At 71.7% G+C, this 23,362-nt stretch carries 19 protein-coding genes; 15 read left to right on the top strand and 4 right to left on the bottom strand.

The genetic code is table 11. The annotated features are described in order from the left end of the window. Positions 1–46: 46 nt before the first annotated feature. From ETD83_RS16670 to ETD83_RS16605, 13 genes are all read left to right on the top strand, one after another. Positions 47–1,354, top strand: a complete 1,308-nt coding sequence (locus tag ETD83_RS16670; RefSeq protein WP_138646045.1) for an aspartate aminotransferase family protein — start codon at positions 47–49, stop codon at positions 1,352–1,354. Further along, complete coding sequence (locus ETD83_RS16665) at positions 1,351–2,862, top strand: CoA-acylating methylmalonate-semialdehyde dehydrogenase (RefSeq protein ID WP_138646044.1); 1,512 nt, start codon at positions 1,351–1,353, stop codon at positions 2,860–2,862. Before ETD83_RS16670 ends, ETD83_RS16665 begins: the two co-directional genes overlap by 4 nt. Before the next feature lie 157 nt (positions 2,863–3,019). Continuing rightward, positions 3,020–3,373 carry a hypothetical protein gene (locus ETD83_RS16660; protein ID WP_138646043.1) on the top strand — a complete coding sequence of 118 codons (354 nt, stop codon included), beginning with the start codon at positions 3,020–3,022 and terminating at the stop codon, positions 3,371–3,373. Between the two features lie 510 nt (positions 3,374–3,883). Beyond that, positions 3,884–5,101 carry an ABC transporter substrate-binding protein gene (locus ETD83_RS16655; RefSeq protein WP_230420953.1) on the top strand — a complete coding sequence of 406 codons (1,218 nt, stop codon included), beginning with the start codon at positions 3,884–3,886 and terminating at the stop codon, positions 5,099–5,101. Positions 5,102–5,715: 614 nt separating this feature from the next. Continuing rightward, positions 5,716–6,960 carry a 1-deoxy-D-xylulose-5-phosphate reductoisomerase gene (dxr, locus tag ETD83_RS16645; protein WP_138646057.1) on the top strand — a complete coding sequence of 415 codons (1,245 nt, stop codon included), beginning with the start codon at positions 5,716–5,718 and terminating at the stop codon, positions 6,958–6,960. A gap of 42 nt (positions 6,961–7,002) precedes the next feature. Next, positions 7,003–8,205, top strand: coding sequence for a M50 family metallopeptidase (locus ETD83_RS16640; RefSeq protein WP_138646040.1), 1,203 nt, complete (start codon positions 7,003–7,005; stop codon positions 8,203–8,205). Between the two features lie 116 nt (positions 8,206–8,321). Beyond that, entirely contained in the window at positions 8,322–9,512 is a 1,191-nt protein-coding gene (ispG, locus tag ETD83_RS16635; RefSeq protein WP_407921488.1) for a flavodoxin-dependent (E)-4-hydroxy-3-methylbut-2-enyl-diphosphate synthase, read from the top strand. Between the two features lie 250 nt (positions 9,513–9,762). Next, the gene (locus tag ETD83_RS16630) at positions 9,763–11,424 is read left to right on the top strand and encodes an alpha/beta fold hydrolase (RefSeq protein WP_171064249.1); all 1,662 of its coding nucleotides are present in this window, start codon (positions 9,763–9,765) and stop codon (positions 11,422–11,424) included. Between the two features lie 326 nt (positions 11,425–11,750). Then, complete coding sequence (locus ETD83_RS16625; RefSeq protein ID WP_230420952.1) at positions 11,751–13,352, top strand: alpha/beta hydrolase; 1,602 nt, start codon at positions 11,751–11,753, stop codon at positions 13,350–13,352. Between the two features lie 170 nt (positions 13,353–13,522). Then, a complete protein-coding gene (locus ETD83_RS16620) occupies positions 13,523–15,124 on the top strand; it encodes an alpha/beta hydrolase (RefSeq protein ID WP_138646038.1) in 1,602 nt (533 codons plus the stop codon). Positions 15,125–15,261: 137 nt separating this feature from the next. Then, on the top strand, positions 15,262–16,104 hold the full coding sequence (locus tag ETD83_RS16615) for a GNAT family N-acetyltransferase (RefSeq protein ID WP_138646054.1): 843 nt from the start codon (positions 15,262–15,264) through the stop codon (positions 16,102–16,104). 90 nt (positions 16,105–16,194) lie between these two features. After that, positions 16,195–17,289 (top strand): helix-turn-helix domain-containing protein, encoded by a 1,095-nt coding sequence (locus ETD83_RS16610; protein ID WP_138646037.1) that lies wholly within the window; start codon positions 16,195–16,197, stop codon positions 17,287–17,289. 284 nt (positions 17,290–17,573) lie between these two features. Then, positions 17,574–18,446, top strand: a complete 873-nt coding sequence (locus ETD83_RS16605) for a hypothetical protein (RefSeq protein ID WP_138646036.1) — start codon at positions 17,574–17,576, stop codon at positions 18,444–18,446. Positions 18,447–18,509: 63 nt separating this feature from the next. On the opposite strand, the gene ETD83_RS16600 is transcribed toward ETD83_RS16605, so the two are convergent. Continuing rightward, positions 18,510–18,911, bottom strand: coding sequence for a DUF3037 domain-containing protein (locus tag ETD83_RS16600; protein ID WP_138646035.1), 402 nt, complete (start codon positions 18,909–18,911; stop codon positions 18,510–18,512). Then, entirely contained in the window at positions 18,908–19,690 is a 783-nt protein-coding gene (locus ETD83_RS16595) for a HipA family kinase (protein WP_171064248.1), read from the bottom strand. Before ETD83_RS16595 ends, ETD83_RS16600 begins: the two co-directional genes overlap by 4 nt. Positions 19,691–19,733: 43 nt before the next feature. On the opposite strand from ETD83_RS16595, the gene ETD83_RS16590 reads away from it, so the two are divergent. After that, the gene (locus ETD83_RS16590) at positions 19,734–20,417 is read left to right on the top strand and encodes a cyclase family protein (RefSeq protein ID WP_138646034.1); all 684 of its coding nucleotides are present in this window, start codon (positions 19,734–19,736) and stop codon (positions 20,415–20,417) included. A 24-nt stretch (positions 20,418–20,441) separates the two neighbouring features. On the opposite strand, the gene ETD83_RS16585 is transcribed toward ETD83_RS16590, so the two are convergent. Together ETD83_RS16585 and ETD83_RS16580 are read right to left on the bottom strand one after the other, a co-directional pair. Beyond that, positions 20,442–21,692 carry an amidohydrolase gene (locus tag ETD83_RS16585; protein ID WP_138646033.1) on the bottom strand — a complete coding sequence of 417 codons (1,251 nt, stop codon included), beginning with the start codon at positions 21,690–21,692 and terminating at the stop codon, positions 20,442–20,444. After that, on the bottom strand, positions 21,689–22,441 hold the full coding sequence (locus tag ETD83_RS16580) for a trimeric intracellular cation channel family protein (protein WP_138646032.1): 753 nt from the start codon (positions 22,439–22,441) through the stop codon (positions 21,689–21,691). The genes ETD83_RS16585 and ETD83_RS16580 overlap by 4 nt, the downstream gene beginning before the upstream one ends. A 117-nt stretch (positions 22,442–22,558) precedes the next feature. Here ETD83_RS16580 and ETD83_RS16575 point away from each other — a divergent pair, with 117 nt between their 5' ends. Then, positions 22,559–23,308 (top strand): protein phosphatase 2C domain-containing protein, encoded by a 750-nt coding sequence (locus ETD83_RS16575; RefSeq protein WP_138646031.1) that lies wholly within the window; start codon positions 22,559–22,561, stop codon positions 23,306–23,308. Positions 23,309–23,362: the final 54 nt, after the last annotated feature.

Here is a 23,362-nt window from a genome sequence, read left to right as displayed (position 1 = left end):
CACTCTGCGGGTTTCCGCGGCGTCCTGGGCGAACGAGACTTGTGGCATGTCGGAACACGCGAATCTGCTCAGGCGCCACCGGGCGGTCATGCCGTCCTGGGTCGCGCTCAACTACCAGGACCCCATCGAGATCGTCGGCGGCAAGGGCAACCGCGTGACCGACGCGGAGGGGAAGGGCTACCTCGACTTCTTCACGGGAATCCTCACCAACATGCTCGGGTACGACGTGCCCGAGGTGAGGGACGCGGTGGAGCGGCAGCTCGCCACGGGTGTCGTGCACACGTCCACCGCGTACCTGCTGCGGGGGCAGGTCGAGCTGGCCGAGAAGATCGCCCGGCTGTCGGGCATCCCGGACGCGAAGGTGTTCTTCACCAACTCCGGGACGGAGGCGAACGAGACGGCGCTGCTGCTGGCCGCGTACGCGCGGCGCAGCCCGCAGGTCCTCGCGATGCGGCAGAGCTACCACGGCCGGTCGTTCGCCGCGACGGGCGTCACCGGCAACCGGGCCTGGACGAACGTGTCGTTCTCCCCGCTGGACGTCCACTTCCTGCACGGCGCCGACCGGCAGCTCCCGCAGTTCGCGGGCATGTCCGACGAGCAGTACATCGACGCCTGCGTGCAGGACCTGCGGCACGTGCTCGCCACCGCGACCAGCGGGGACGTCGCCGCGCTGATCGCCGAGCCGATCCAGGGCGTCGGCGGGTTCACGATGCCGCCGGACGGCCTGCTCGCCGCGTACAAGAGCGTCCTGGACGAGTCCGGCGTCCTGCTCATCTCCGACGAGGTCCAGACCGGCTGGGGGCGGACGGGCCAGAGCTTCTGGGGCATCGGCAACCACGGCGTCGTCCCGGACATGATGACCTTCGCCAAGGGCCTCGGGAACGGGTTCGCGGTCGGCGGCGTCGTCGCGCGCGGCGACCTGGTGGACGGCCTGCACGCCGTCGGGATCTCCACGTTCGGCGGCAACCCGATCTCGATGGCCGCGGCGAACGCGACCCTCGACTACGTCCTGGACCACGACCTCCAGGCCAACGCCGCCAAGCAGGGCGCGACGATCATCGGCGGGCTCGCGTCGGCCGCCGAGCGGCTGCCGGTCGTCAAGGACGTCCGCGGCAAGGGCCTGATGTTCGCGGTCGAGCTGGCCGACCCCGGCACCGGCGAGCCGAGCCCGCCGCTGGCCGCGGCGGTGATGGAGGCGGCCCGCGAGCGGGGGCTACTGATCGGCAAGGGCGGCCTGTACGGCAACGTCGTGCGGATGGCCCCGCCGATGACCCTGACCGACGCCGAGGCCGCCGAGGGCCTCGGCATCCTGATCGCTTCGCTCGAAGCAGTGAATGGGGAAGCCGCCCGATGAGCCACGCGACCAACAAGCACGTCACGCACTGGATCGGCGGGAAGCCGTTCGCCGGGGAGGCCGAGCGGCGCGGCGACATCTACGAGCCCGCGTCGGGACGCCTCGCCGGGACGGTCGACTTCGCCGCGCGGTCCGAGGTCGACGCGGCGGTGGCCGCCGCGAAGGCCGCGTTCCCCGGCTGGCGGGACGCCTCGCTGTCGAAGCGCGCGAGCGTCCTGTTCAGGTTCCGCGAGCTGGTGAACGAGCACCGCGGCGAGCTGGCCCGGCTGATCTCGTCCGAGCACGGCAAGGTCGTCTCGGACGCGGCCGGCGAGGTGGCCCGCGGCCTGGAGGTCGTGGAGTTCGCCTGCGGCATCCCGCACCTGCTCAAGGGCGGGTTCTCGGAGAACGTCTCGACCCGGGTGGACGCGTACTCGATCCTGCAGCCGCTCGGCGTCGCCGCCGGGATCACGCCGTTCAACTTCCCGGCGATGGTGCCGATGTGGATGTTCCCCGTCGCGATCGCGTGCGGGAACACGTTCGTCCTCAAGCCGTCGGAGAAGGACCCGTCGGCGTCGGTCCGGCTCGCCGAGCTGTGGGCCGAGGCGGGCCTGCCGGACGGCGTGTTCAACGTCGTCCACGGCGACAAGGCCGCGGTGGACGGGCTCCTGCACCACCCTGACGTCAAGGCGGTCAGCTTCGTCGGCTCCACGCCGATCGCCCGGTACATCTACTCGACGGCGGCGGCGAACGGCAAGCGGGTGCAGGCGCTCGGCGGCGCGAAGAACCACATGCTCGTGCTGCCGGACGCCGACCTCGACCTCGCCGCCGACGCGGCCGTGTCCGCCGGGTTCGGCTCGGCGGGGGAGCGGTGCATGGCGATCTCCGTGGTCGTCGCCGTGGACCCGGTCGGGGACGAGCTGATGGCCAAGATCAAGGAGCGGGTCGGCGGGCTCAAGGTCGGCCCGGGCGACGACCCCGCGTCCGAGATGGGCCCGCTGGTGACGCGGGCGCACCGCGACAAGGTGGCGTCCTACCTGGACAGCGGCGTCGCGCAGGGCGCCACGCTCGCGATCGACGGACGCGCCCCCGAGGTGCTCGGCGGCGCGGGGGACGGGTTCTGGCTCGGCCCGGCCGTCCTCGACCACGTCACCCCGGAGATGGACGCCTACAAGGACGAGATCTTCGGCCCGGTGCTGTCGGTGGTCCGGTCCGGTTCCTACGAGGAGGCCATGGAGCTGATCTCGGCCAACCCGTACGGCAACGGCACCGCGATCTTCACCAATGACGGCGGGGCGGCGCGCCGGTTCCAGAACGAGGTCGAGGTCGGCATGGTCGGCGTCAACGTGCCGATCCCGGTGCCGATGGCTTACTACTCCTTCGGCGGCTGGAAGGACTCACTGTTCGGTGACAGTCATGCGCACGGGATGGAGGGCGTCCACTTCTATACGCGCACGAAGGCGGTCACGTCACGGTGGCTGGACCCCAGTCACGGAGGGGTGAACTTGGGCTTCCCGACCAGCGGTTAAACCCGCTCGCGCCCGCCGTTCTCGTCGGTTGTTTTCGCCGTGCCGCGGCCGACGAATAATGCCAACATCCATTGACGGCCCCTGTGTCGGAGGACACAATCTGACTGTCTCAATTAATGGAGACGAATTAAAAGTCAGTGTGCAGGAGAGTCGCGCGATGACCGCAGTCGACCACGCAGCAGAGGTGGACGCGCTCGGCAGGCGATTTCCGGGCTGGACCATTTGGTTCGGTCCGTTCACGGGCCGCTGGTGGGCGCTGCCGCCGAAGGACCGCGACGGCGGCGACTTCCTGGAGGCCGACACCCCGCAACGGCTCATCGCACGGATCGAGGTGGTCGAGCGCACCGCACCGAAACCTCCTGCGACCCGGCACGGCCGGTCCCGGCCGTCCCGCCGCGACCCCCGGCCCGACGTGCGACGTCCTTCGAATCTCCTCCGTCTCGAAGGCGTCACACCGTCGCCGTCCGGCCGGGTGCCGGCGATCGCGTGGCCAGGCAGCACTGCAAGGTGATCCGCTGTTCCCCAACCTCGCCACGTCCGCCGGTGCCGCCGCGGCCCCGGGAAGGGCGGCAGTCCGCGCCATATCCCTCTCCAGCAACCTCCGTGTATGGCGCGGACGCCAGCACCCGCCGCCCCCCGGGGTCGCGACGGTTTCTCCATTAACAACCCGTCCGAAACTTGCGGACGGCAATCGGCGGCGGAATCGCGTTCCGATCGTGTCCCAATAGGGCAGCCCGTTCTTACCTTCTGGCGACAGAACGGAAAAGCGCGGTCGCGGACTTCGGCGGGCATCGCCCCTTCCGCCGCAATTCGGAGGAGAAGTCACCGGACACCGGCGATGAACTCGTGCGCGGTCGCCGGAACAGGCGGGAATGGCGGGCCACCGGTGCGGAACGGAGCGCGGAACGCCGTTCTCCACGGGTCCCGGCCTCCTTCCCGTTCCGGAGACGCTACGCTGCGCCGACGGAGGGCCGCGCGCGAAAGGCGGGGTCCCGGGCACGAATCGGGGAGCGACATGCGGGTGAGGGCCACGAGGCGGGTGAAGGTGGGGGCGGCCGTGGCGGTCGCCCTCGCGCTGGCCGCCGCCGGGCTCGGCGCGTCCGGCGGCGGCGACGACAAGGAGCCGGTCGGTGCCGCGCAGGTGGCGAGCACCCTCGGGCCCGGCGAGGGCATGCTGAACCTCCTCACGCTGCCCGGCGCCACCGAGGGCGGCAGCACCGACCCGCGCGTCGACTGGGTCACCCCGTTCCAGGAGCGCACCGGCTGCAAGGTCGGCCTGAAGGTCGCCAAGACGCCGGAGGACATGGCCGGCCTCATGCGCGACAAGGACCGCCGGTACGACGGCGTCGCCGCGCCCCCCGAGGTCGCCGGGCGGCTCATCGCCGAGAACGAGGTCGCGCCCGTCAACACCGACCTCGTGGACGGCTACAAGAAGCTGGAGCCGAAGCTGCGCGGGCAGCTCAGGCGCGACGGCAAGTACTACGGCATCCCGTACGTGTGGGGCGTCAACCTGCTCATGTACGACACCAGGGCCGTCCCGCAGCCGGGGAGCTGGGCCGCGCTGTTCGACCCCGGCCAGGCCCGCCGGTACTCCGGGAAGCTGGTCATGCGCGACAGCCCGCTGGCCATCGCCGAGGCCGCGCTCTACCTCAAGGGCAAGGAGCGCAAGCTGAAGATCCGCGACCCGTACTCGCTGACGCCGCGGCAGCTCGCCGCCGCCGGGCGCGTCCTGGCCGCGCAGCGTCCGCACGTCGGGCAGTACTGGGAGCGGCCCGCCGAGGCCGTCAGCGCGTTCGCGGGCGGCCGGGCCGTGCTGGGCCAGGCGTGGCCCTACCAGGTGGACGTCCTGAACCGCGCCTCCCGGCCCGTCCAGGGCGTCATCCCGTCCGAGGGCGTGACCGGCTGGATGGACGCGTGGATGATCGGCGCGCGGGTGCAGCACCCGAACTGCATGTACCAGTGGCTGCAGTGGACCGCCTCGCCGGACGTCCAGCAGCAGGTGGCCGAGTGGACCGGGGTCGCGCCCGCCAACCCGCTGGCCTGCTCCGGCGACCGCCTCAAGCCGGGATTCTGCGCCGCCTACCGTGTCGGCGACCGCGACTACATCGACGACATCACGTTCGCGCACGCGCCGTCGAAGACCTGCGGCAGGGCCGGGAAGTCCGAGGAGGCGGAGAAGAGCGACTGCACCGACTACGCCGAGTGGACGAGGACGTGGATCGAGTCCACGAAGCTGTAGGCCTAGGGCGGGGAAAGGTCTCTCCGGCGCGCCCGACCGCCCCCAGCCGGGCGCGCCTGCGGGGTGGTCCCGGGCTTCCCCCCGAATGCCCGGGTCACCCTTCTCCCTGGAGAGACCTCCTCGACGACGGCGTCCGTCAGGCGGAAGGGGCCGTCGTCATCGCCGGCGGCCGCTCCCCGACCGGCCGTCCGGCGTGCGTGAGCGGCTCCCGAGAGCCCCGCCGTGCGCGGGGTACCGGCGGGGCGGGTGCGCAGTCGTCGCACGCGAACACCCCGGTCGAATCCGGCAGGCGGCCGACGCGGACGCGCGGCCGGGGCCACTTCTTGCGGCAGACGACGCACGCGTCACCCAGGCGCTGGGCTGTGGTCAGCCCACCCGGGTCCACGGTCGGCTCGTCCGTTTGGCCCATGTACCCATCCCCCTGGCGGGAGTCGACGTCACGTACCCCCTTTATAGGCGGGGAAGGGTGTTGTCACCCTTGGCGCAGGTGAAAAGGGCGGCAAAGCCTCACGTGTCGCCCGGCACGAGCTCTGGCCAGGGCATATGCGACCCGGCGCCGCCACACCGGCGACGGCGCGCCCGGCGGCCCCGCGATGGCCGACAATGGTCCGGTGATGTCTCCGTCAAACCCCGACGCGCCCGCCCGCGAGCTGGTCGTGCTCGGCTCCACCGGTTCGATCGGCACCCAGGCGCTGGACGTCGTCCGCCGCAACCGCGGGAGGTTCCGGGTCGCCGGGCTCGCCGCCGGCGGCGGACGGGTCGGGCTGCTGGCCGAGCAGGCGCTTGAGTTCCGGCCCGAGGTCGTCGCGGTCGCCAAGGCGTCGGCCGCGCAGGAGCTGCAGCTCGCCTTCTACGCCGAGGCCAAGCGGCGCGGCTACGCGTCCGGCGACTTCCCCATCCCCAAGATCGTCGCCGGTCCGGACGCGGTCGCGGAGACCGCGGCGTGGCCGTGCGACGTGGTGCTGAACGGGGTGACCGGCGCGCTCGGCCTCGCCTCGACGCTGGCCGCGCTGGACGCCGGCCGGACGCTCGCGCTGGCCAACAAGGAGTCGCTCATCGTCGGCGGCCCGCTCGTCAAGGAGCGGGCGCGGCCCGGGCAGATCGTCCCCGTCGACTCCGAGCACTCGGCGCTCGCCCAGTGCCTGCGCGGCGGCCGCGCCGACGAGGTGCGGCGGCTCGTGCTGACCGCGAGCGGCGGGCCGTTCCGCGGCCGGAGCCGCGCCGAGCTGGCCGGCGTCACGCCCGAGCAGGCCATGAACCACCCGACCTGGGACATGGGCCCCGTCATCACGATCAACTCCGCGACCCTCGTCAACAAGGGCCTGGAGGTCATCGAGGCGCACCTGCTGTTCGACGTCCCGATGGACCGGATCGAGGTCATGGTGCACCCGCAGTCGATGATCCACTCGATGGTGGAGTTCACCGACGGGTCCACATTGGCGCAGGCGAGCCCGCCCGACATGCGGCTGCCGATCGCGCTCGGCATCGACTGGCCGGACCGCGTCCCGGACGCCGCGCCCGGCGTCGACTGGACGAAGGCGCACACCTGGGAGCTGTTCCCGCTCGACGACGACGCGTTCCCCGCGGTGGCGCTGGCGCGGCGGGCCGGTGAGCTGGGCGGAACGGTCCCGGCCGTTTACAACGCCGCGAACGAGGAATGTGTGGACGCGTTCCGCGCGGGGCGCCTCCCGTTCCTCGGGATCGTCGACACGATCGCGCGGGTGGTGGACGAGCACGCTACGGAGAAGGGTGCGGATGAGCGGGGTTCGGGCACGGCCGGGGAGCTGACGCTGGAGGGCGTCCTCGCGGCGGATGGATGGGCGCGGACCAGGACCCGGGAACTGACCGGAACCGACTGAGACCCGGGGGGCCCGCCTCCGGACGGAGCCCGAGGAGGGCCGATGGCGTTCCTGCTCGGCGCGGTGGCGTTCGTCGTCGCGCTGCTGCTGTCGGTGATGCTCCACGAGGGCGGGCACCTGCTCCCCGCCAAGCGGTTCGGCATGAAGGCCACGCAGTACTTCGTGGGCTTCGGGCCGACCCTGTGGTCGACGCGCCGGGGCGAGACGGAGTACGGCGTCAAGGCGATCCCGCTCGGCGGCTTCGTCAAGATCGTCGGGTACACGCCGCTGGAGGAGATCGACCCGGCGGACCGTCCGCGCGCGTTCTACCGGCAGCCCGCCGGGCGCCGCGCGATCGTGATCGTGTCGGGCGTCGTGGCGAACTTCGTGTTCGCCTTCCTGCTGCTCATGGTGATGGCGATGACGGTCGGCGTGCCCCAGTCCGGGACCGTGACCAGCACGGTCGACGAGGTGACGCCGTGCGTGCCCGCCGGGGCGCGGTCGGCGTGCGAGGAGGGCCGTCCGCGCTCGCCCGCCGCCGCGGCGGGGCTGCGCGCCGGGGACCGGGTTGTCTCGTTCGACGGGACACCGGTGTCGGACTGGGACGAGCTCACCAAGGCCATCGACAAGGCGAAGCCCGGCCAGACGGTGCGGGTGGCGGTGCAGCGCCCTGGGGCACCGCAGACCATGACGCTGCCGATCAGGCTCGCGGACGTGGACGGTCAGCCGTTCGTCGGCATGTCCGCGAGGGTCGTCGGCGGCGGCTACGAGCGGGCGGGCCCGCTCGGCGCGACGGCGTTCGCCGCACGCGCGACCGGACGGACCGTGGCGGGAATCGGCGAGGTCGCGGTGGACCTGCCGGCCGCCGTCCCGAGGCTGTTCTCGCCCGAGCGGGAGAGCACGCCCGGCGGCCAGGTCGGCAGCGTGGTCGGCGCGACGGACGTGTCCGGCCAGATCTTCGCCTCGGACACGAACTCGGCCCGCGACAAGATCGCGCTGTTCCTGTCGCTGGTCGTGTCGGTGAACATCTTCCTCGGGGCGCTGAACGTCCTGCCGCTGCTCCCGCTGGACGGGGGGCACCTCGCGGTGGTCGGCTACGAGCGGGCCCGCGCGGCCGTCAACCGGGTCCGCGGGCGCCCGGATCCGGGCACGGTCGACATGACCCGGCTGCTGCCGCTGACCTACCTGGCCGTCCTGGTGCTCGTGGGGCTCGGGGTGCTGCTGATCCTCGCGGACGTGTTCAATCCGCTGAAGCTACCGGAATGACAGAAAATGTTTACCTAGAGTAGTTGAACGGTCACACCATAGGATGCCGGGCGGCGTCCCCTCCGCCGCCCACGCCGCTTAGGCTTTGTACCGGGGCCGCGAATCAGAGGAGAGGGATGAGCGTTTCACTGGGAATGCCGGGCGTCCGCGACGAGAGCGACGGCCGGGCGCCGGGGCTGAGCACGCCGCGTCGCACGTCCCGGAAGATCATGGTCGGAAGCGTTCCGGTCGGGGGCGACGCTCCGGTTTCGGTGCAGTCGATGACCACCACCCTCACCGCCGATGTGAACGCGACGCTGCAGCAGATCGCCGAGCTGACCGCGTCCGGGTGCCAGATCGTCCGGGTCGCGGTGCCGTCGCAGGACGACGCCGACGCGCTGCCCGCGATCGCGAGGAAGTCGCCGATCCCCGTCATCGCCGACATCCACTTCCAGCCCAAGTACGTGTTCGCCGCGATCGACGCGGGCTGCGCCGCCGTCCGGGTCAACCCGGGCAACATCAAGAAGTTCGACGACAAGGTCGGTGAGATCGCCCGCGCGGCGACGGACGCGGGCGTCCCCATCCGGATCGGGGTGAACGCGGGCTCGCTCGACAAGCGACTGCTGGAGAAGCACGGCAAGGCCACCCCGGAGGCGCTGGTCGAGTCGGCGCTGTGGGAGTGCTCGCTGTTCGAGGAGCACGGCTTCCGCGACATCAAGATCTCCGTCAAGCACAACGACCCCGTCGTGATGATCGACGCATACCGGCGGCTGGCCGCCGCCTGCGACTATCCCCTGCACCTCGGCGTGACCGAGGCGGGCCCGGCGTTCCAGGGCACGATCAAGTCGGCGGTGGCGTTCGGGGCGCTGCTCGCCGAGGGGATCGGCGACACGATCCGGGTGTCGCTGTCCGCGCCTCCGGTCGAGGAGGTCAAGGTCGGCCAGGCGATCCTGGAGTCGCTGGGGCTGCGCAAGCGCGGGCTGGAGATCGTGTCCTGCCCGTCGTGCGGCCGGGCGCAGGTGGACGTGTACACGCTCGCCGAGCAGGTCACCGCCGGGCTGAAGGACTTCCCCGTCCCGCTGCGGGTCGCGGTGATGGGCTGCGTGGTGAACGGCCCCGGCGAGGCGCGCGAGGCCGACCTCGGCGTCGCGTCCGGCAACGGCAAGGGGCAGATCTTCGTCAAGGGCGAGGTCGTCAAGACCGTCCCGGAGTCGCAGATCGTGGAGACGCTGATCGAGGAGGCGATGCGCATCGCCGACGAGATGGGCATCGAGATCGGCGAGGACGGCTCGGTGTCGGGCCCCGGCGCCGACGTCATCGTCACCTGACACGCCTCAGCGGCGGGCAGCGACCAAGAGCGAACGGCGAGGGCCCCGGGTGCGCAACCCGGGGCCCTCGCCGTTCCGCGTGACTGACCGGATCCGGAACGTCCGGACTGATCACGAAGTTCCGCTGATCTTGTCACGATTCCGCATCCACTCGTGATGGGCCCTGTCCGGCCTGCGGCCGGGACGCCACAATCTTCACTCATTTACCCGTTTGTCTGACTCAACCGGAGTCGGCACGTTAGGGGGATTTGTGAAGAGGATCGTTGTCGTGGCCGCGGTGGCCGGCCTCGGTCTCACCGGTCTGGGCGCCACAAGCGCGCAGGCCGAGAGCCCCTCCACCGGATCGGCAGGAGGCTACAACCCCGCCTCGCTCGACTGGCACGCCTGCCCGGCGGACTTCGTCAAGACGGTGCACGACCTCTACGACGTCATCTACCCGGTCTCCAAGATCGTGCAGTGCGCCGAGCTGTCGGTCCCGCTCGACCACGCCAAGCCCTACGGCAAGAAGATCACACTGCAGCTCACCCGGACGCCGCACACGGGCAAGGGCCCGGCCAAGGGCGACATCGTCGTCAACCCGGGCGGTCCCGGCGGCGGCGGCGCGCTGTTCGGCCCGCGCGTGTTCGCGCAGAACTCCGCCCCGATGCGCGAGGCCTACAACGTGATCGGGTTCGACCCGCGCGGCGTCGGCATGAGCGTCCCGGCGCTCACCTGCGACCCGAACTACGGCCACGCGCCGCGTCCGGACTACGGCACCGGCGACCGCGAGTCCGTCCAGACCTGGCTGAAGCTGACCAAGGCGTACGCCGAGAGCTGCGCGAAGAACGACAAGATCGGGCTGCTGGACCACATCAAGACCATCGACTCGGTCCACGACGTGGAGTCGATCCGGCGCGCGCTGGGCAACGACAAGCTCGACTGGTACGGCGCGTCCTACGGCACCTACCTCGGGTCCGCGTACGCCACCGTGTACCCGAAGAACGTCGACAAGATGGTGCTGGACGGCAACGTCGGCCCGTCCGACGTCTGGTACGAGGCCAACCTCAACCAGGACGTCGAGTTCGACATCAACTTCGAGTACTACCTCGGCTGGATCGCCAAGTACGACTCGACGTACAAGCTGGGCAAGAAGCAGCGCGAGGTGCGCGACTTCTTCTACGACCTGCGCGCCAAGCTCAAGAAGAACCCGGTCCGCTACACCGACCCCGACAGCGGCCAGACCCTCGCCGTCGGGCCGGACGAGCTGACCGACGCCATCCTCAACGCCGGATACCGGCGCAGCCAGGCCGTCTGGCACGGGTACGCGGCCGGGCTGGCGGCCTACAAGGCGGGCGACACCGCGACGTTCGCGCTGACCTTCGGCGGACCGACCAGCGGGGGCGTCCCGGACAACGGCAACGCCGTCTACCTCGCCGTGCAGTGCACCGACGTCCAGTGGCCGCTGAGCTGGAAGAAGTGGCAGCGCGACAACGACCGGATCAACCGCGAGCACCCGTTCGAGACCTGGGCCAACGCCTGGTTCAACGCGCCCTGCCTGTTCTGGGGCGCCAAGGCCGGCAAGCCGGTCGACATCGGCCGCACCCGCGACCTGCCGACCAACATCCTGATGTTCCAGTCGACCAACGACGCGGCCACCCCGTACGAGGGTTCACTGGACATGCAGCGCCGGCTCAAGGGCTCGCGCCTGGTCGTCCAGGACGGTGACCGCACGCACTGCATCGTCCACCGCGGCTCCGCCGAGGTGGACGCCTACTTCGACGCGTACTTCCTGCGGGGAGAGCGTCCGGAGGAGCGGACGGTCCACGTCCCGCAGCTGGGCGACCCGACCCCGCCGGCGCAGGCGTCCGCCAGGACGCTCGTCGGCACCGGGTCGCTGACGGCCGCGCGCCTGAAGGCGGACATCATCCGCTGACACACCGACGACGGCCGGTGAATCTGTCGGCCGACCGTTAGTGAGGGCCCCGGGGGAGCGACCCCCGGGGCCCTCATGCGCTGGGCGGACGGACGCGGCCGGCCCGCCGGACGCCCCGAACGCTCCGCAACATCACGAAGTTCCGCTGATCTTGTCACGATTCCGCATCCACTCAAGCCGGGCTCTGCCGCCATAACCGACAAAGCCGTCAGAATCTCCACGCAGTTCGCAACCGCTATGCATCGGCGTGGCTCCCCTCACCCGCGTCCGGCCCCCTGGGCACCCGCGTCCGGGCACCCGGAGCCGCCGATCTGAGGGGGTCAGGTGTGAAAAGGATTCTTCTCGTCACGGCCGCGGCGGCCGTGGCGGCCGGCGGCACCGGCGCCGCCGTCTCCGTGAGCGCGGACACCGGGCGGCCGAGCGCCGCCACGGTCGCGGCCACGGGCATCGACTGGGGCAAGTGCGAGGTCAGCGGCCCGGACGACCCGATGAACAACGCGCAGTGCGCCCAGGTCGAGGTCCCCCTCGACCACGACCGGCCGTACGGCCGCACGATCTCCATCGCGGTGTCGCGGTTCAAGCACACCGACGAGAAGAACTACAAGGGCGTCCTGTTCGTGAACCCGGGCGGCCCCGGCGGCTCCGGGCTGGCGTACGCGCCCGCGCTCGCCCGCTGGATCGGCGGCACGGGGCACGCCGACGTCGCCGCCAAGTACGACATCATCGGCTTCGACCCGCGCGGCGTCGGGTCCAGCAAGCCCCAGCTGAGCTGCGACCCGCACTTCTCCGACCCGATCCGCCCGGACTACGTCCCCGGTTCGTGGAAGGAGGAGCAGGTCTGGATCGCCAAGTCGAAGAAGTACGCGCAGGACTGCGCGAAGAAGTTCGGCTGGCTGCTGCCGCACATGCGCACCACCGACGCCGCGCGCGACGTCGACGCGATCCGCGCCGCCCTCGGCCAGAAGAGGATCAACTGGTACGGGTTCTCCTACGGCACCTACCTCGGCGCCACCTACGCCACGCTGTTCCCCGGCCGCGTGAACCGCTTCGTGATGGACGGCAACGTCAACCCGAAGACCGTCTGGTACGACGCCCAGCTCGAACAGGACAAGGCGTTCGAGCGCAACATGAAGTCCTGGTGGGCCTGGACCGCCAAGTGGGACTCGGTCTTCCACCTCGGCACGACGGGCAAGGCCGTCGAGGCCAGGTACTACGAGGTCCGCGCCGGGGCGAAGAAGGCCCCGATCGGCGGCAAGATCGGCCCGGACGAACTGGACGACATCGTCCTGTCCGCCGGCTACAACACGGGCTTCTACATCCCGTTCGCGCAGATCCTCTCCGCGTGGGTCAACGACAAGGACCCGTCGGGCCTGCTCGACTGGCTCAACCCGGGCGGCGACGACAACGGCTTCGCCGTCTACAACGCCGTCCAGGCCGCCGACGCCAAGTGGCCGCGCAACTGGGGCACGTGGCACAACGACGCCGCGAAGCTCTACAAGCAGGGCTACCGGTTCAACACGTGGAGCAACGTCTGGTACAACGCCCCGATCGCGTTCTGGCCGTTCAACGGCGGGCCGGAGCTCAGGCTGAAGGGCGACGGCCGCCTGCCGGGCATGCTGCTCGTCCAGTCCACGCAGGACGGGGCGACGCCGGTCGAGGGCGGGCTGGAGATGCACAAGGTCTTCCCGTCCTCGCGCCTGGTGTTCGAGCTCGGCGGCAAGACGCACGCCAACACCCTCAACGGCAACGTGTGCCTCGACGACAAGGTCGCCGCCTACCTCGACACCGGTGCGCTGCCGGGGAGCCGCCGCGGCCCCGACGCCTACTGCAAGGCCCTCCCGGAGCTGAACGACCCGGACCCGACGGCCATGCGGACGAAGGCCGCCGGAGGCACCGCGGGCAAGGACCTCCCGGTCGGGCGCCCGTAGCCCGCTGATCCACTAGCACGCCGAACCGTGGCGTGCCCCCGGTCTCGCACCGGCGGGCACGCCACGATTCGTTTGGCGGCGTCGTTCGGCACGACACGTCCGCCTTCGGCCGGGAATCGCGCGATACCGGGTTCGCGCTGGTCACCGCGTCCCTCCGATAGAAAGCCGGGGTGCTGAACGACGCTGGAAAGAAGACCGCCGCCGGGACGGCCGCCGCCGCGGTCACGCTCGCGGTCGCCGCGCTCGGAACGCCCGCCGCGCTGGGAACGCCCGCCGCTGCGAGTCCCGGGCCCGCGCCGAGGCCCGCCGGGCTCGCCTGGAAGTCCTGCCCCGCCGACGACCCGGTGGAGGGCGCCCGCCTCAAGGGCCTGCAGTGCGCGTCCCTGCGGGTGCCGCTCGACTACGCGCGCCCGCGCGGCGAGCAGATCACGCTCGAACTCACCCGCGCCAGGCACACCGCGTCCCGCTCCGCGGGCGCGGTGCTGCTGAACAGGGGCGGGCCGGGTGCCCACGGACGCGACATGCCGGCCGTCTTCAAGCGCGCACTGCCCAAGAAGGTCGCCGCGTCCTACGACTGGATCGGCTTCGACGCGCGCGGCGTCGGCGCCAGCAAGCCGTCGCTGATCTGCGACCCGGGCTACCAGAACCCGGGCCGCGCGCGTCCCGACACCATTCCCGCGAACGAGCGCGAGGAGCGGGCGTGGACGGCGCGCGCCAAGGCGTACGCGGACGACTGCGCCAAGAAGTACCGGACGGTCCTGCCGCACATGGGCACGGCCAACTGGGCCCGCGACATGGACGAGATCCGCAAGGCCCTCGGGCAGGAGAAGCTCAACTACGTCGGCTACTCCTACGGCACCTACCTGGGCGCGGTGTACGCGACGATGTACCCCGGACGGGTCGGCCGCATGGTGCTCGACAGCGTCGTCCGTCCGAGCGGGGTCTGGTACCAGAACAACCTTGACCAGAATGTCGCGTTCGAGAAGCGGATCCGCGCGTACTTCACCTGGATCGCTCACCACCACAAGACCTACAGGCTCGGGACGTCCGAGCGGCAGGTCTCCGCCGCGTACGCCAAGGCGCGGGCCAAGCTCAAGGCCAAGCCCCTCGACGGGAAGATCGGGCCCACCGAACTGGACGACGTCTTCCTCGCCGACGGCTACGCCGACTACAGCTGGACCGCGCACGCGAAGGTGCTGTCCGCGTACGTCGTGAAGCGCGACGCGCGCCCGCTGCGCAAGGCATGGCAGCCGCCCGCAAAGCTCGACCAGAACAACTACACCGTCTACAACGCCGTCCAGTGCCGCGACGCGTCCTGGCCGCGCGACTGGAGCCGCTGGCACGCCGACAGCGAGCGCCTCTACGACCTGGGCTACCGCTTCGAGACCTGGAGCAACACCTGGTACAACGCGCCGTGCGCCTTCTGGCCGGTGCACGGCGGCGAGCCGCCGCGCGTGCAGGGCACGCCGTCGCTGCCGCCGATCCTGCTCGTGCAGGCCAGCGAGGACGCCGCCACCCCGTACCACGGCGCGCTGGAGACGCACCGCAGGTTCCCCACGTCCAGGCTGCTCGTGCAGACCGGAGGCCGCAACCACGGCGTCGCGCTGTCCGGCGACCGGTGCGTCGACCGGACCGTCATCGCCTACCTCGGCGACGGCCGGGTGCCCGCGAGCCGGATCGGGCCGGACATCGAGTGCCCGGCCGGACCGGCGCCGGAGCCCGTCAAGGGCAAGAAGCCGGGCCGCGCGGACCACACCGGCTCGCCCCGCTGAAGCACCTGCCTCCGCGGGCTCGGGACGCGGCGTTATCCGAGCCTGCGGAGGTGCTCGGACCTCGGACGGCATAGGCTTGTGCACGTGGTGCTTTCAGTGGTGTGGGCGGAACGGCCCGGGGGCCGGTAGCCGTGCGCATGCTGGGCTCGATCCCGGTGCGCGTGCTGGACGACCGGCACCGGGCGGAGGCCCTCGCGATCCTGGACGCCGACCCGGTGTCCAACGTGTTCGTCAGCTCCCGCGTGCACGCCGCGGGCCTCGACCCGCGCCGTCTCGGCGCCCAGATGTGGGGCTACCTGCGGGACGGGCGGCTCGTGTCGCTGTGCTACTCCGGCGCCAACCTCATCCCGGTCGCGGCGGGCCCGGAGGCCGTCCGCGCGTTCGCCGAGCGGGCCCAGGCGCAGGGACGCCGCTGCTCGTCGATCGTCGGGCCCGTGGGCCCCGTCGGGGAGCTGTGGGAGATCCTCGCGCCGTACTGGGGGCCGCCGCGGGCCGTCCGCGCCGAGCAGCCGGTGATGGCGACCTCCGCCGTCCCGTCCGTTCCGGCCGACCCGGGGGTCCGGCGAGTTCGGATGGAGGAGTTCGACATCGTCTACCCCGCCTGCGTGGCAATGTTCACCGAAGAGGTCGGCATCTCGCCCGACTCCGGCGACGGCGGGGTGCTCTACCGCGCCCGCGTCGCCGAGCTGATCCGCGACGGCCGCGCGTTCGCCCGCATCGAGGACGGCCGCGTCGTGTTCAAGGCCGAGATCGGCGCCGTCACCCCGCGGGCCTGCCAGGTGCAGGGCGTCTGGGTGCCGCCCGATCTTCGCGGGCAGGGCCGCGCGGCCGCCGGGATGGCCGCCGTCGTGGGGGAGGCGCTGCGGTCCGTCGCGCCGACGGTGTCGCTCTACGTGAACGACTACAACACGCGGGCGCGGGCGGTCTACCGGAGGGTCGGTTTCACCGAGCTCGGCTCGTTCATGTCGATCCTGTTTTGAGCCCGTCCGGATCCGCCAACCGACTTGTCATTGCCTGCCTGGTATGTCCTGATCTATGAATCGGGCTTCCGGGACGGGTACCATCCGGCCGTGGAATTCGCCGGGGCGTTACGGCAGGCCATCCAGGCCAGCGGTCTCACCCTGGAACGAATCCGGCACCGGTTGGGGCGGCGCGGACTCACCGTCAGCGTGGCCACGCTGAGCTACTGGCAGCGCGGCCGGAGCCGTCCGCGCTCCCGTACCGTCGTCGTCGCGCTCGAGGAGATCCTGCAGGTCCCGCCGGGGACGCTGACCGAGCTGCTGGACGATCCCGCGCCCACCGCGACCCCCGTCCGCGGCGGTCTGGCGGCGGGCTCGCCCGGGCCCGGCGAGCGCGGCCGGCCGGTGCGGGACCTGTGGCCCGACCCCGAGCAGTACGCGAGCCTCATCGGGCAGCTCGACCGGTCGGGCGACCACCGGCTCGAACGGCTCAGCATCCACGACGTCTTCCGGCTGGACGAGGTCCACCGCTCCTGGACGCTGTCGGTGCGCACCGTCCTGCGGGCGGCGGGCGACGACATCGACCGGGTGGTCTGCGTCCACCAGACGAGCGTCGTCCAGCAGCCCGGCAACACCGGCGTCGCGGCGGGCAACGTCGGTTTCGCCGCGGGCAACGCCGGAAACTCCGACGCTCCCGGCATCGCCGAGTTCACCGAGCTCACGGGGAACCCCGGGAACCCCGGCAGCTCCGGAAACGGCGGCAACATCGCCGACCACGAGCCGGACGGCGCCGCCGGGGTCGACTCGGCACCCGCCGCCGCCGGGACGGCCGGCCTCGCGGAGGTGCGGTACTGCCGTCCCGGGCGCATCCGGGCCGAAGGCGGCCTGGTGGCGTTCGAGCTCGTCTTCGACCGCGTGCTGTCGGCGGGCGACACGGCCGTCGTCGAGTACGAGCTCGGGCCCATCGAGGAGCCCGCGTACGACAGCTACGACCGGCGGTTCTCCCATCCCGTCCACGACTACGTCGCCATCATTCAGTTCGACGGCGAGCGGCTGCCCGCGCGCTGCTACGGCTTCACCGCGGAGAGTTCGCAATCGCCGCGGCAGCGGCTCGGCGAACTGTGGATCGGCACGTCAGGCAGCGCGAACATCGCGGTCGGCGCCGTTCGACGCGGCATCGTCGGTATTGAATGGGAGTGGCATTGACACACAGTGCCGAGTTCGACCCTGTGAACGTGGCCGCGAAATACATGACCGGCGGGCCATGCGGAGCTACACTCCATGAACCCCGCGTTTCCACCGCGTGTACTCCCCGGGCTCAGGCCGGAGAGAGACGTCAAAAGTTGCCTGTTGGCATAGGGCCACGGGGGGCTTACAGTGAGCGCTGAAGTTGCAATTGCAGTTGTCAAGGCCGTTGTGCGGGGGCCGGCCGGAGATGATCCGGAGGCCGAACAGTGCAGAGTGTCGCAGAAGACGATCTCCTACAGGTCTTGCAGTACGGGCCGTTCAATGTCGCCCTGCACGCGGCGATCCAGGCCCGCGGGCTCAGCCTCGACTCGCTGCGCCGCCGCCTGGACGAGCAGGGCATAGCCGTCAGCCTGTCCACGCTGAGCTACTGGCAGCGCGGCCGGACCCGGCCCGAGCGTGCCGATTCGATGCGCGCCGTCCGAGGACTTGAAGTCATCCTCGAACTGCCGCGCCATTCCCTGTTGACGCTGCTCAAGCCGACCGCCGAACGCGCGACCGGGCCGTGGCTGCCGGTGGAGGAGCTGTGCCCCGAGCCGGGCGTCCGCGACCTGCTGGACGAGATCGGCGACCGCGGTGAACGGCAGCTCACCGGGCTGAGCATGCACGACCAGTACCTCATCGGCCGCCGCCGCGAGCTCCACGAGGTCCGCGTCCGCGCCGTGTTCCAGGCGCAGCAGCGCGGCGTCGACCGCTGGATCGCCGTCTACCACCATCCACAGGGCGTCCTGCCGTCGTCCAGAACGGTCCGGGGCTGCCGGTTCGGACGCGTCCGGATGGACGAGGGCAGCGGCCTCATCGCCGCCGAGCTGCTGTTCGACCGGGCCCTCGGCCGCGGCGAGACCTACCTGCTGGAGTACGGCTTCGGGTTCGACGAGGCCAGCCCGCCCGCCAACGAGGAGGGGCGCGGGTTCCGCGCCCCGCAGCACGAGTACCTGATCGAGATCAGGTTCCACCCGTCCGCCCTGCCCGCCCGCTGCTATCGCACCTGGCGGCCGGACGGCCACACCGCGCTCAAGGATTCGGCTGACCTGCGGTTGTCCAGTTACCACAGCGTCCATTTCATCGAGTTCGGCATGGCCGCCGGTTACCACGGCATCCGCTGGGAGTGGGATTGAACGTCGCGTCCGTTTCTCGGCCGGTTCGTTTCCCGGCCGGCCGGGTGCGGATTCTGTTCAGCGTCATTTAACAAGAAGGTTCAAGAGGCGATCGAGTTCCGCCTCCGGGTTTTCGGTCAGGCCCGCGTGAACCGGGCCCGGCTGAATGATCGTGCTGCGCGGTGCGGTCAGCCAGCGGAACCGGGTGCCGGGCGGCTCCTTCGCCGCCTGGCCCGCGCGCTCGCCGCCGCAGCAGACGGCGTCCACGGCCCTGAGCGCGGCGCGGACGCCCTCGACGTTCAGCAGCGGGTCCAGGGCGAGCAGGCGCTGCTCGTCCAGGTGGGTGCGGCAGCCCAGGTAGTCGCGGGCGCGGCAGTACACCACGACGCCCACGTTCATCGTCTCGCCGCGTTCGACGCGCGGGACGATCCGCAGCGTCGCGTACTCGAAGATCGCGGGCTCGGCCGCCGTCCTGATATTGCTCATCGGGCGCCGCCCGGCCGGCCCGCGGTCTCCAGGGCGGGCAGCCAGTCGCGCGGCTTCCCGGCGCGGGGCAGCAGGATGTCGACGTAGGCGTCCCGCAGGGCCTGCGGGCCGGCGAAACCGGGCTCGCCGTCCAGCCAGCGGTCGGGCACCATGCCGGTCACCTCGCGCAGCAGCCCCTCCGTGATCTTCGGGGCGAGATCGGCCTCGGCGGCCTCCAGCCGGGTCGCGTACGGGGTGAGGACGTGGTCGTCCACGTCGTACGGGCCGGAGAACAGCCGGGTCGCGTTCGTCCAGGCGTGGTGGAAGATGAGGGTCGCGCCGTGGTCGATCAGCCACACGTCACCGTGCCACACCAGCATGTTCGGGTTCCGCCAGCTCCGATCCACATTCCCGGTGAACGCGTCGAACCACAGCACGCGGGACGCGAAGTCGGGGTCGGGGCGCCAGCCGAGCGGGTCGAACCCGAGCGACCCGGGCAGGAAGTCGACGCCGAGGTTCCAGCCGGGACTGGCCTTCAGCAGGTCCTGCACGTCGGGGTCGGGCTCGTGGCGCCCGATCGCCGGGTCCAGATCGATGATCACCTGGTCCGGCACCCGGAAGCCGAGCCGGCGCGCCAGCTCACCGGTGATCACCTCGGCGATCAGCGCCTTGCGGCCCTGCCCGGCGCCGTGGAACTTCATGACGTAGGTGCCGAGGTCGTCGGCCTCGACGACGCCCGGCAGCGACCCGCCCTCGCGCAGCGGCGTCACGTAGCGGATGGCTGTCACATGTGGCAACACATCGCAACGCTATCGGGTGAACGCGCCCGGGATAATCGAAACCATGGGCGTTGAACTGCTCGATCTGTCGGTGCCGATCGCCACCGGGATGCCCGTGTATCCGGGCGATCCGGAGGTGGAGGCGGTCCCGGCCCTGTCGGCCGCCGAGTCCGGCGTGAACGTCCTGCGCCTGCACATGGGGTCGCAGTCCGGAACGCACGTGGACGCCCCCTTCCACATCGACGACTCCCTGCCGCGCCTGGACGAGCTCCCCCTGACCCGCTTCACCGGCCCCGCCGTGGTGATGGACGCCCGCGGCCTGCCTCCGCGGACGCCCATCGGCCCGGAACTGCTGCCCGGCGGCCTCGGCCCTGGGGTCGTCCTGCTCATCGCGACGGGCTGGTCGGCGCACTGGGGCGGCGGCGACTACCTCGCCCACCCGTACCCGGCCGTCGAGACCGCGGAGGCGATCGTCGCGGCCGGTGTCCGGACGGTCGCCATCGACGCCTTGAGCGTCGATCGAACCCCGCCGCCGGGCTCCGGGGACTTCTCCCTCGCGGCCCACCGCGTCCTGTGCGGGGCCGGCGCGGTGATCGGCGAGAACCTCACCGGGCTCGGCCGCGTCCTCGACGCCCAGAACGCGGGCTGCGCGATCGACGTGTCGCTCTTCCCGATCGCCCTCGCGGGCGCGGACGGTGCGCCCGTCCGCGCCGTGGCCCGCGTCGACGACCGGGCCGTCCTCGTCTGACCTCTCCTGATCAAGAGTGATCCGTCAGCCGAGCCATTCGAGCGCGGCGACCGTCAGCGCGGCGATCCCGGTGTCGAGCGTCGGCTGGACGACGGGCGCGAACCTGGGGGAGTGGTTGACGGGCACGTCCTGGTGGACGGTCCCGTTGTCGACGGCCTTCGCGTACAGGCCCGGGTCGATGCCGCCGATGCCCCAGTAGGCGAAGGGGGCGTCGAAGGCGTCCGGGATCAGGCTGAAGTCCTCGCTGGCCGTCAGCATTTCGATGGTGTGGAAGTCGTCGCCGAAACGCGCCTTGAACGCGGGCGCGAGCCGTCCGGTGACGTCGGCGTCGTTGAGGGTCGGCGGGAAGACGTTGAAACGCTCGATCTCCGGCTCCCGCGGCGCGCCGGACGCCGCCGCCTCCGCGTTGACGCAGCGCCTCACGGCGTCGAGGACCTGCCGCCGCGTGTCCTCGTCGTAGGTGCGGATGTTCACGAGGATGACGGCGGTAGCGGGGATGACGTTGGAGCTCGCACCGGCCTGGACACTGCCCACGGTCACCACGGCAGGGGTCGTCGGGGGCAGCTCGCGGGACACGATGGTCTGGAGCCGCAGCACGCACATCGCCGCCATCACGACGGGGTCGACGGTCGCCTGCGGCATGGACCCGTGCCCGCCGCGCCCGTACAGGGTGACGCGCAGGCTGTCGGCCGCGGCGAAGAACGGGCCGGGCCGGACGCCGACGTACCCGGCCGGGTAGGGCAGGACGTGCTGCGCGAACGCCACGTCCGGGCGCGGGATCCTGCCCGCCAGGTCGTCGCGGACCATGGCGTCGGCCCCCGCCGAGTTCTCCTCCGAGGGCTGGAACAGCGGGACGAGCGTCCCCTGCCAGACGTCCTTCGCCTGCGCCATCAGATGCGCGAATCCGAGCATGCAGGTCATGTGGACGTCGTGCCCGCACGCGTGCATCAGCGGCTGCTGGCGCCCGTCCTCGTCGGTGGTCGTCGCCGTGGAGGCGTAGGGGAGGCCGGTGTCCTCCTTCACCGGCAGCGCGTCCATGTCGGCGCGGAGCAGCACGGTGGGCCCGTCCCCGTTGGAGAGGACGCCCACGACGCCCGTGCCCCCGATGCCGTCGATGACGTCGTAGCCCGACTCCCGCAGCCGCTCCGCGACCCGTGCGGCGGTGCGGTGCTCGGCGAGCCCGAGTTCCGGATTCGCGTGGAGGTCCTTGTAGAACTCCTCCAAGTGCGGGCGGATGTCGTCCAACCCGGCGAGGACGGTGTCGGCGGCGGTCATGGCTCTTCCCTTCCTGGTCCCTCGGGGCCTTCTGGTCCGGCCGGGCCTTCTGGACCGGCCTGGGTGTCGCGGCGGGACCTGCCCCGCACGCTACGCAACGCCGTGCCCGGCTCCAGCGCCAGCCCGCCGGGAAGCCGCCATCCGCGACGGTGGGCGAGCGTCCGCAGCACCAGGCCCAGCAGGATGCCGCCGACGATCCCGACCGTGGGCGCGTTCAGGTACGAGCACAGGACGAACACCCCGGCGACGGCGACGGCCACCGTCGCGTAGAGCGCGTTGCCCCCGAGCACGGCCGGGACGCGTCCGCGCAGCAGGTCGCGGACGGCGCTGCCGCCGACCGCGGTGATCGTGCCCAGCAGCACCGCGGGCAGCCAGCCGAGCCCGGCCGCCAGGGTCTTCTGCGCGCCGGTCACCGCCCAGAACCCGATGACGGCCGCGTCCAGCGGGGTGAAGAGCCGCTCCCACTGCTCCTCGTGGAGCGTGATCAGGAACGCGAGCAGGGCGCCGGCGAACGCGGTCGGCAGGTAGGCCGGGTCCGTCAGCGCGACCGGCGTGCCGTGCTGCAGGAGCGTGTCGCGGATGATGCCGCCGCCGAGCCCGGAGACGGTGCCGACGACGAGGTAGCCGAAGAGGTCGAGCCCCTCCGCCCGCGCGACCACGCCGCCGAGCAGCCCGCACGTGAACACTCCGGCCAGGTCCAGGTAGCGCGTGACCGTGTCGATGGTCTCCGGCGACAGCCATCCGCTCACCTCGGCCCTCCCGGCCCGGCGCTCCGCCCGTGGTTCATGGGGATCAAGCGTCCCACCGGGTGTTCCTCCCCGCCGCCCTCCCCCTCATACTGGTGGCCGGCAGGAGGGACGGGCGCGATGCGGGTGTCGTGGGCGACGGATCGGGGCAGCGCCGAGCGCGGGAACGAGGACTTCGTGGCCGCCGCGTCCGGGGCCGTGGTGGTGCTCGACGGGTGCGGGCTGCCGCTCGGCACCGACCTCGGGTGCGCGCACGGGACCGCCTGGTACGCGCGGTCGCTCGGCACCCGGCTGCTCGCCCGGATGCTGGACGGGACCGGCCCGCCCGCCGGTCCGCCGGTCGGCCCGCCCGAGGGCGCGCACACGCCGGGGCACCGGCCGCTGGTCGCGCGCCTCGCCGGCGCGATCGCGGACGTGGCCGCGTCCCACCGCGCGACCTGCGACCTGCGGACGCCGGCGACACCGGCCGCGACCGTCCTGGCCCTGCGCGTGCGGGGCGATCTGGTCGACTACCTGGTGCTGGCGGACTCGACCGTCCTGCTGGACGGCCGCCACGGCGTGCAGGAGATCACGGGCGGCCACCACTACGCCGCCGCCGACCCGTCGGCGGCCGAGGCCGCGATCACGGGCACCGTGCCGGTGGCCGACCTGCGCCGCGTGTTCCTGATGACGGACGGCGCGACCCGGCTGGCCGACCTGTTCGGCGCCACCGACTGGGCCGGGCTCGCCGCGCTCGCCGTCGACCCCGGTCCTTCCGGGCTGATCGAGCGGACCCGCGAGATCGAGCGCACCGACCCGAAGGCGGTCACGTGGCCGCGAGGGAAGGTGCACGACGACGCGACCGTGGCCGTCTGCACGTTCCCGCCCTGACCCCCCTCGCCCCTACCTAGCATCTGCTTGGTTCGGCGCTAGGGTGGGCCGGGC

This window comes from Actinomadura soli, from assembly GCF_005889715.1.
GTDB lineage: Bacteria > Actinomycetota > Actinomycetes > Streptosporangiales > Streptosporangiaceae > Spirillospora > Spirillospora soli.
This window is presented reverse-complemented; position numbering and strand designations above follow the sequence as displayed.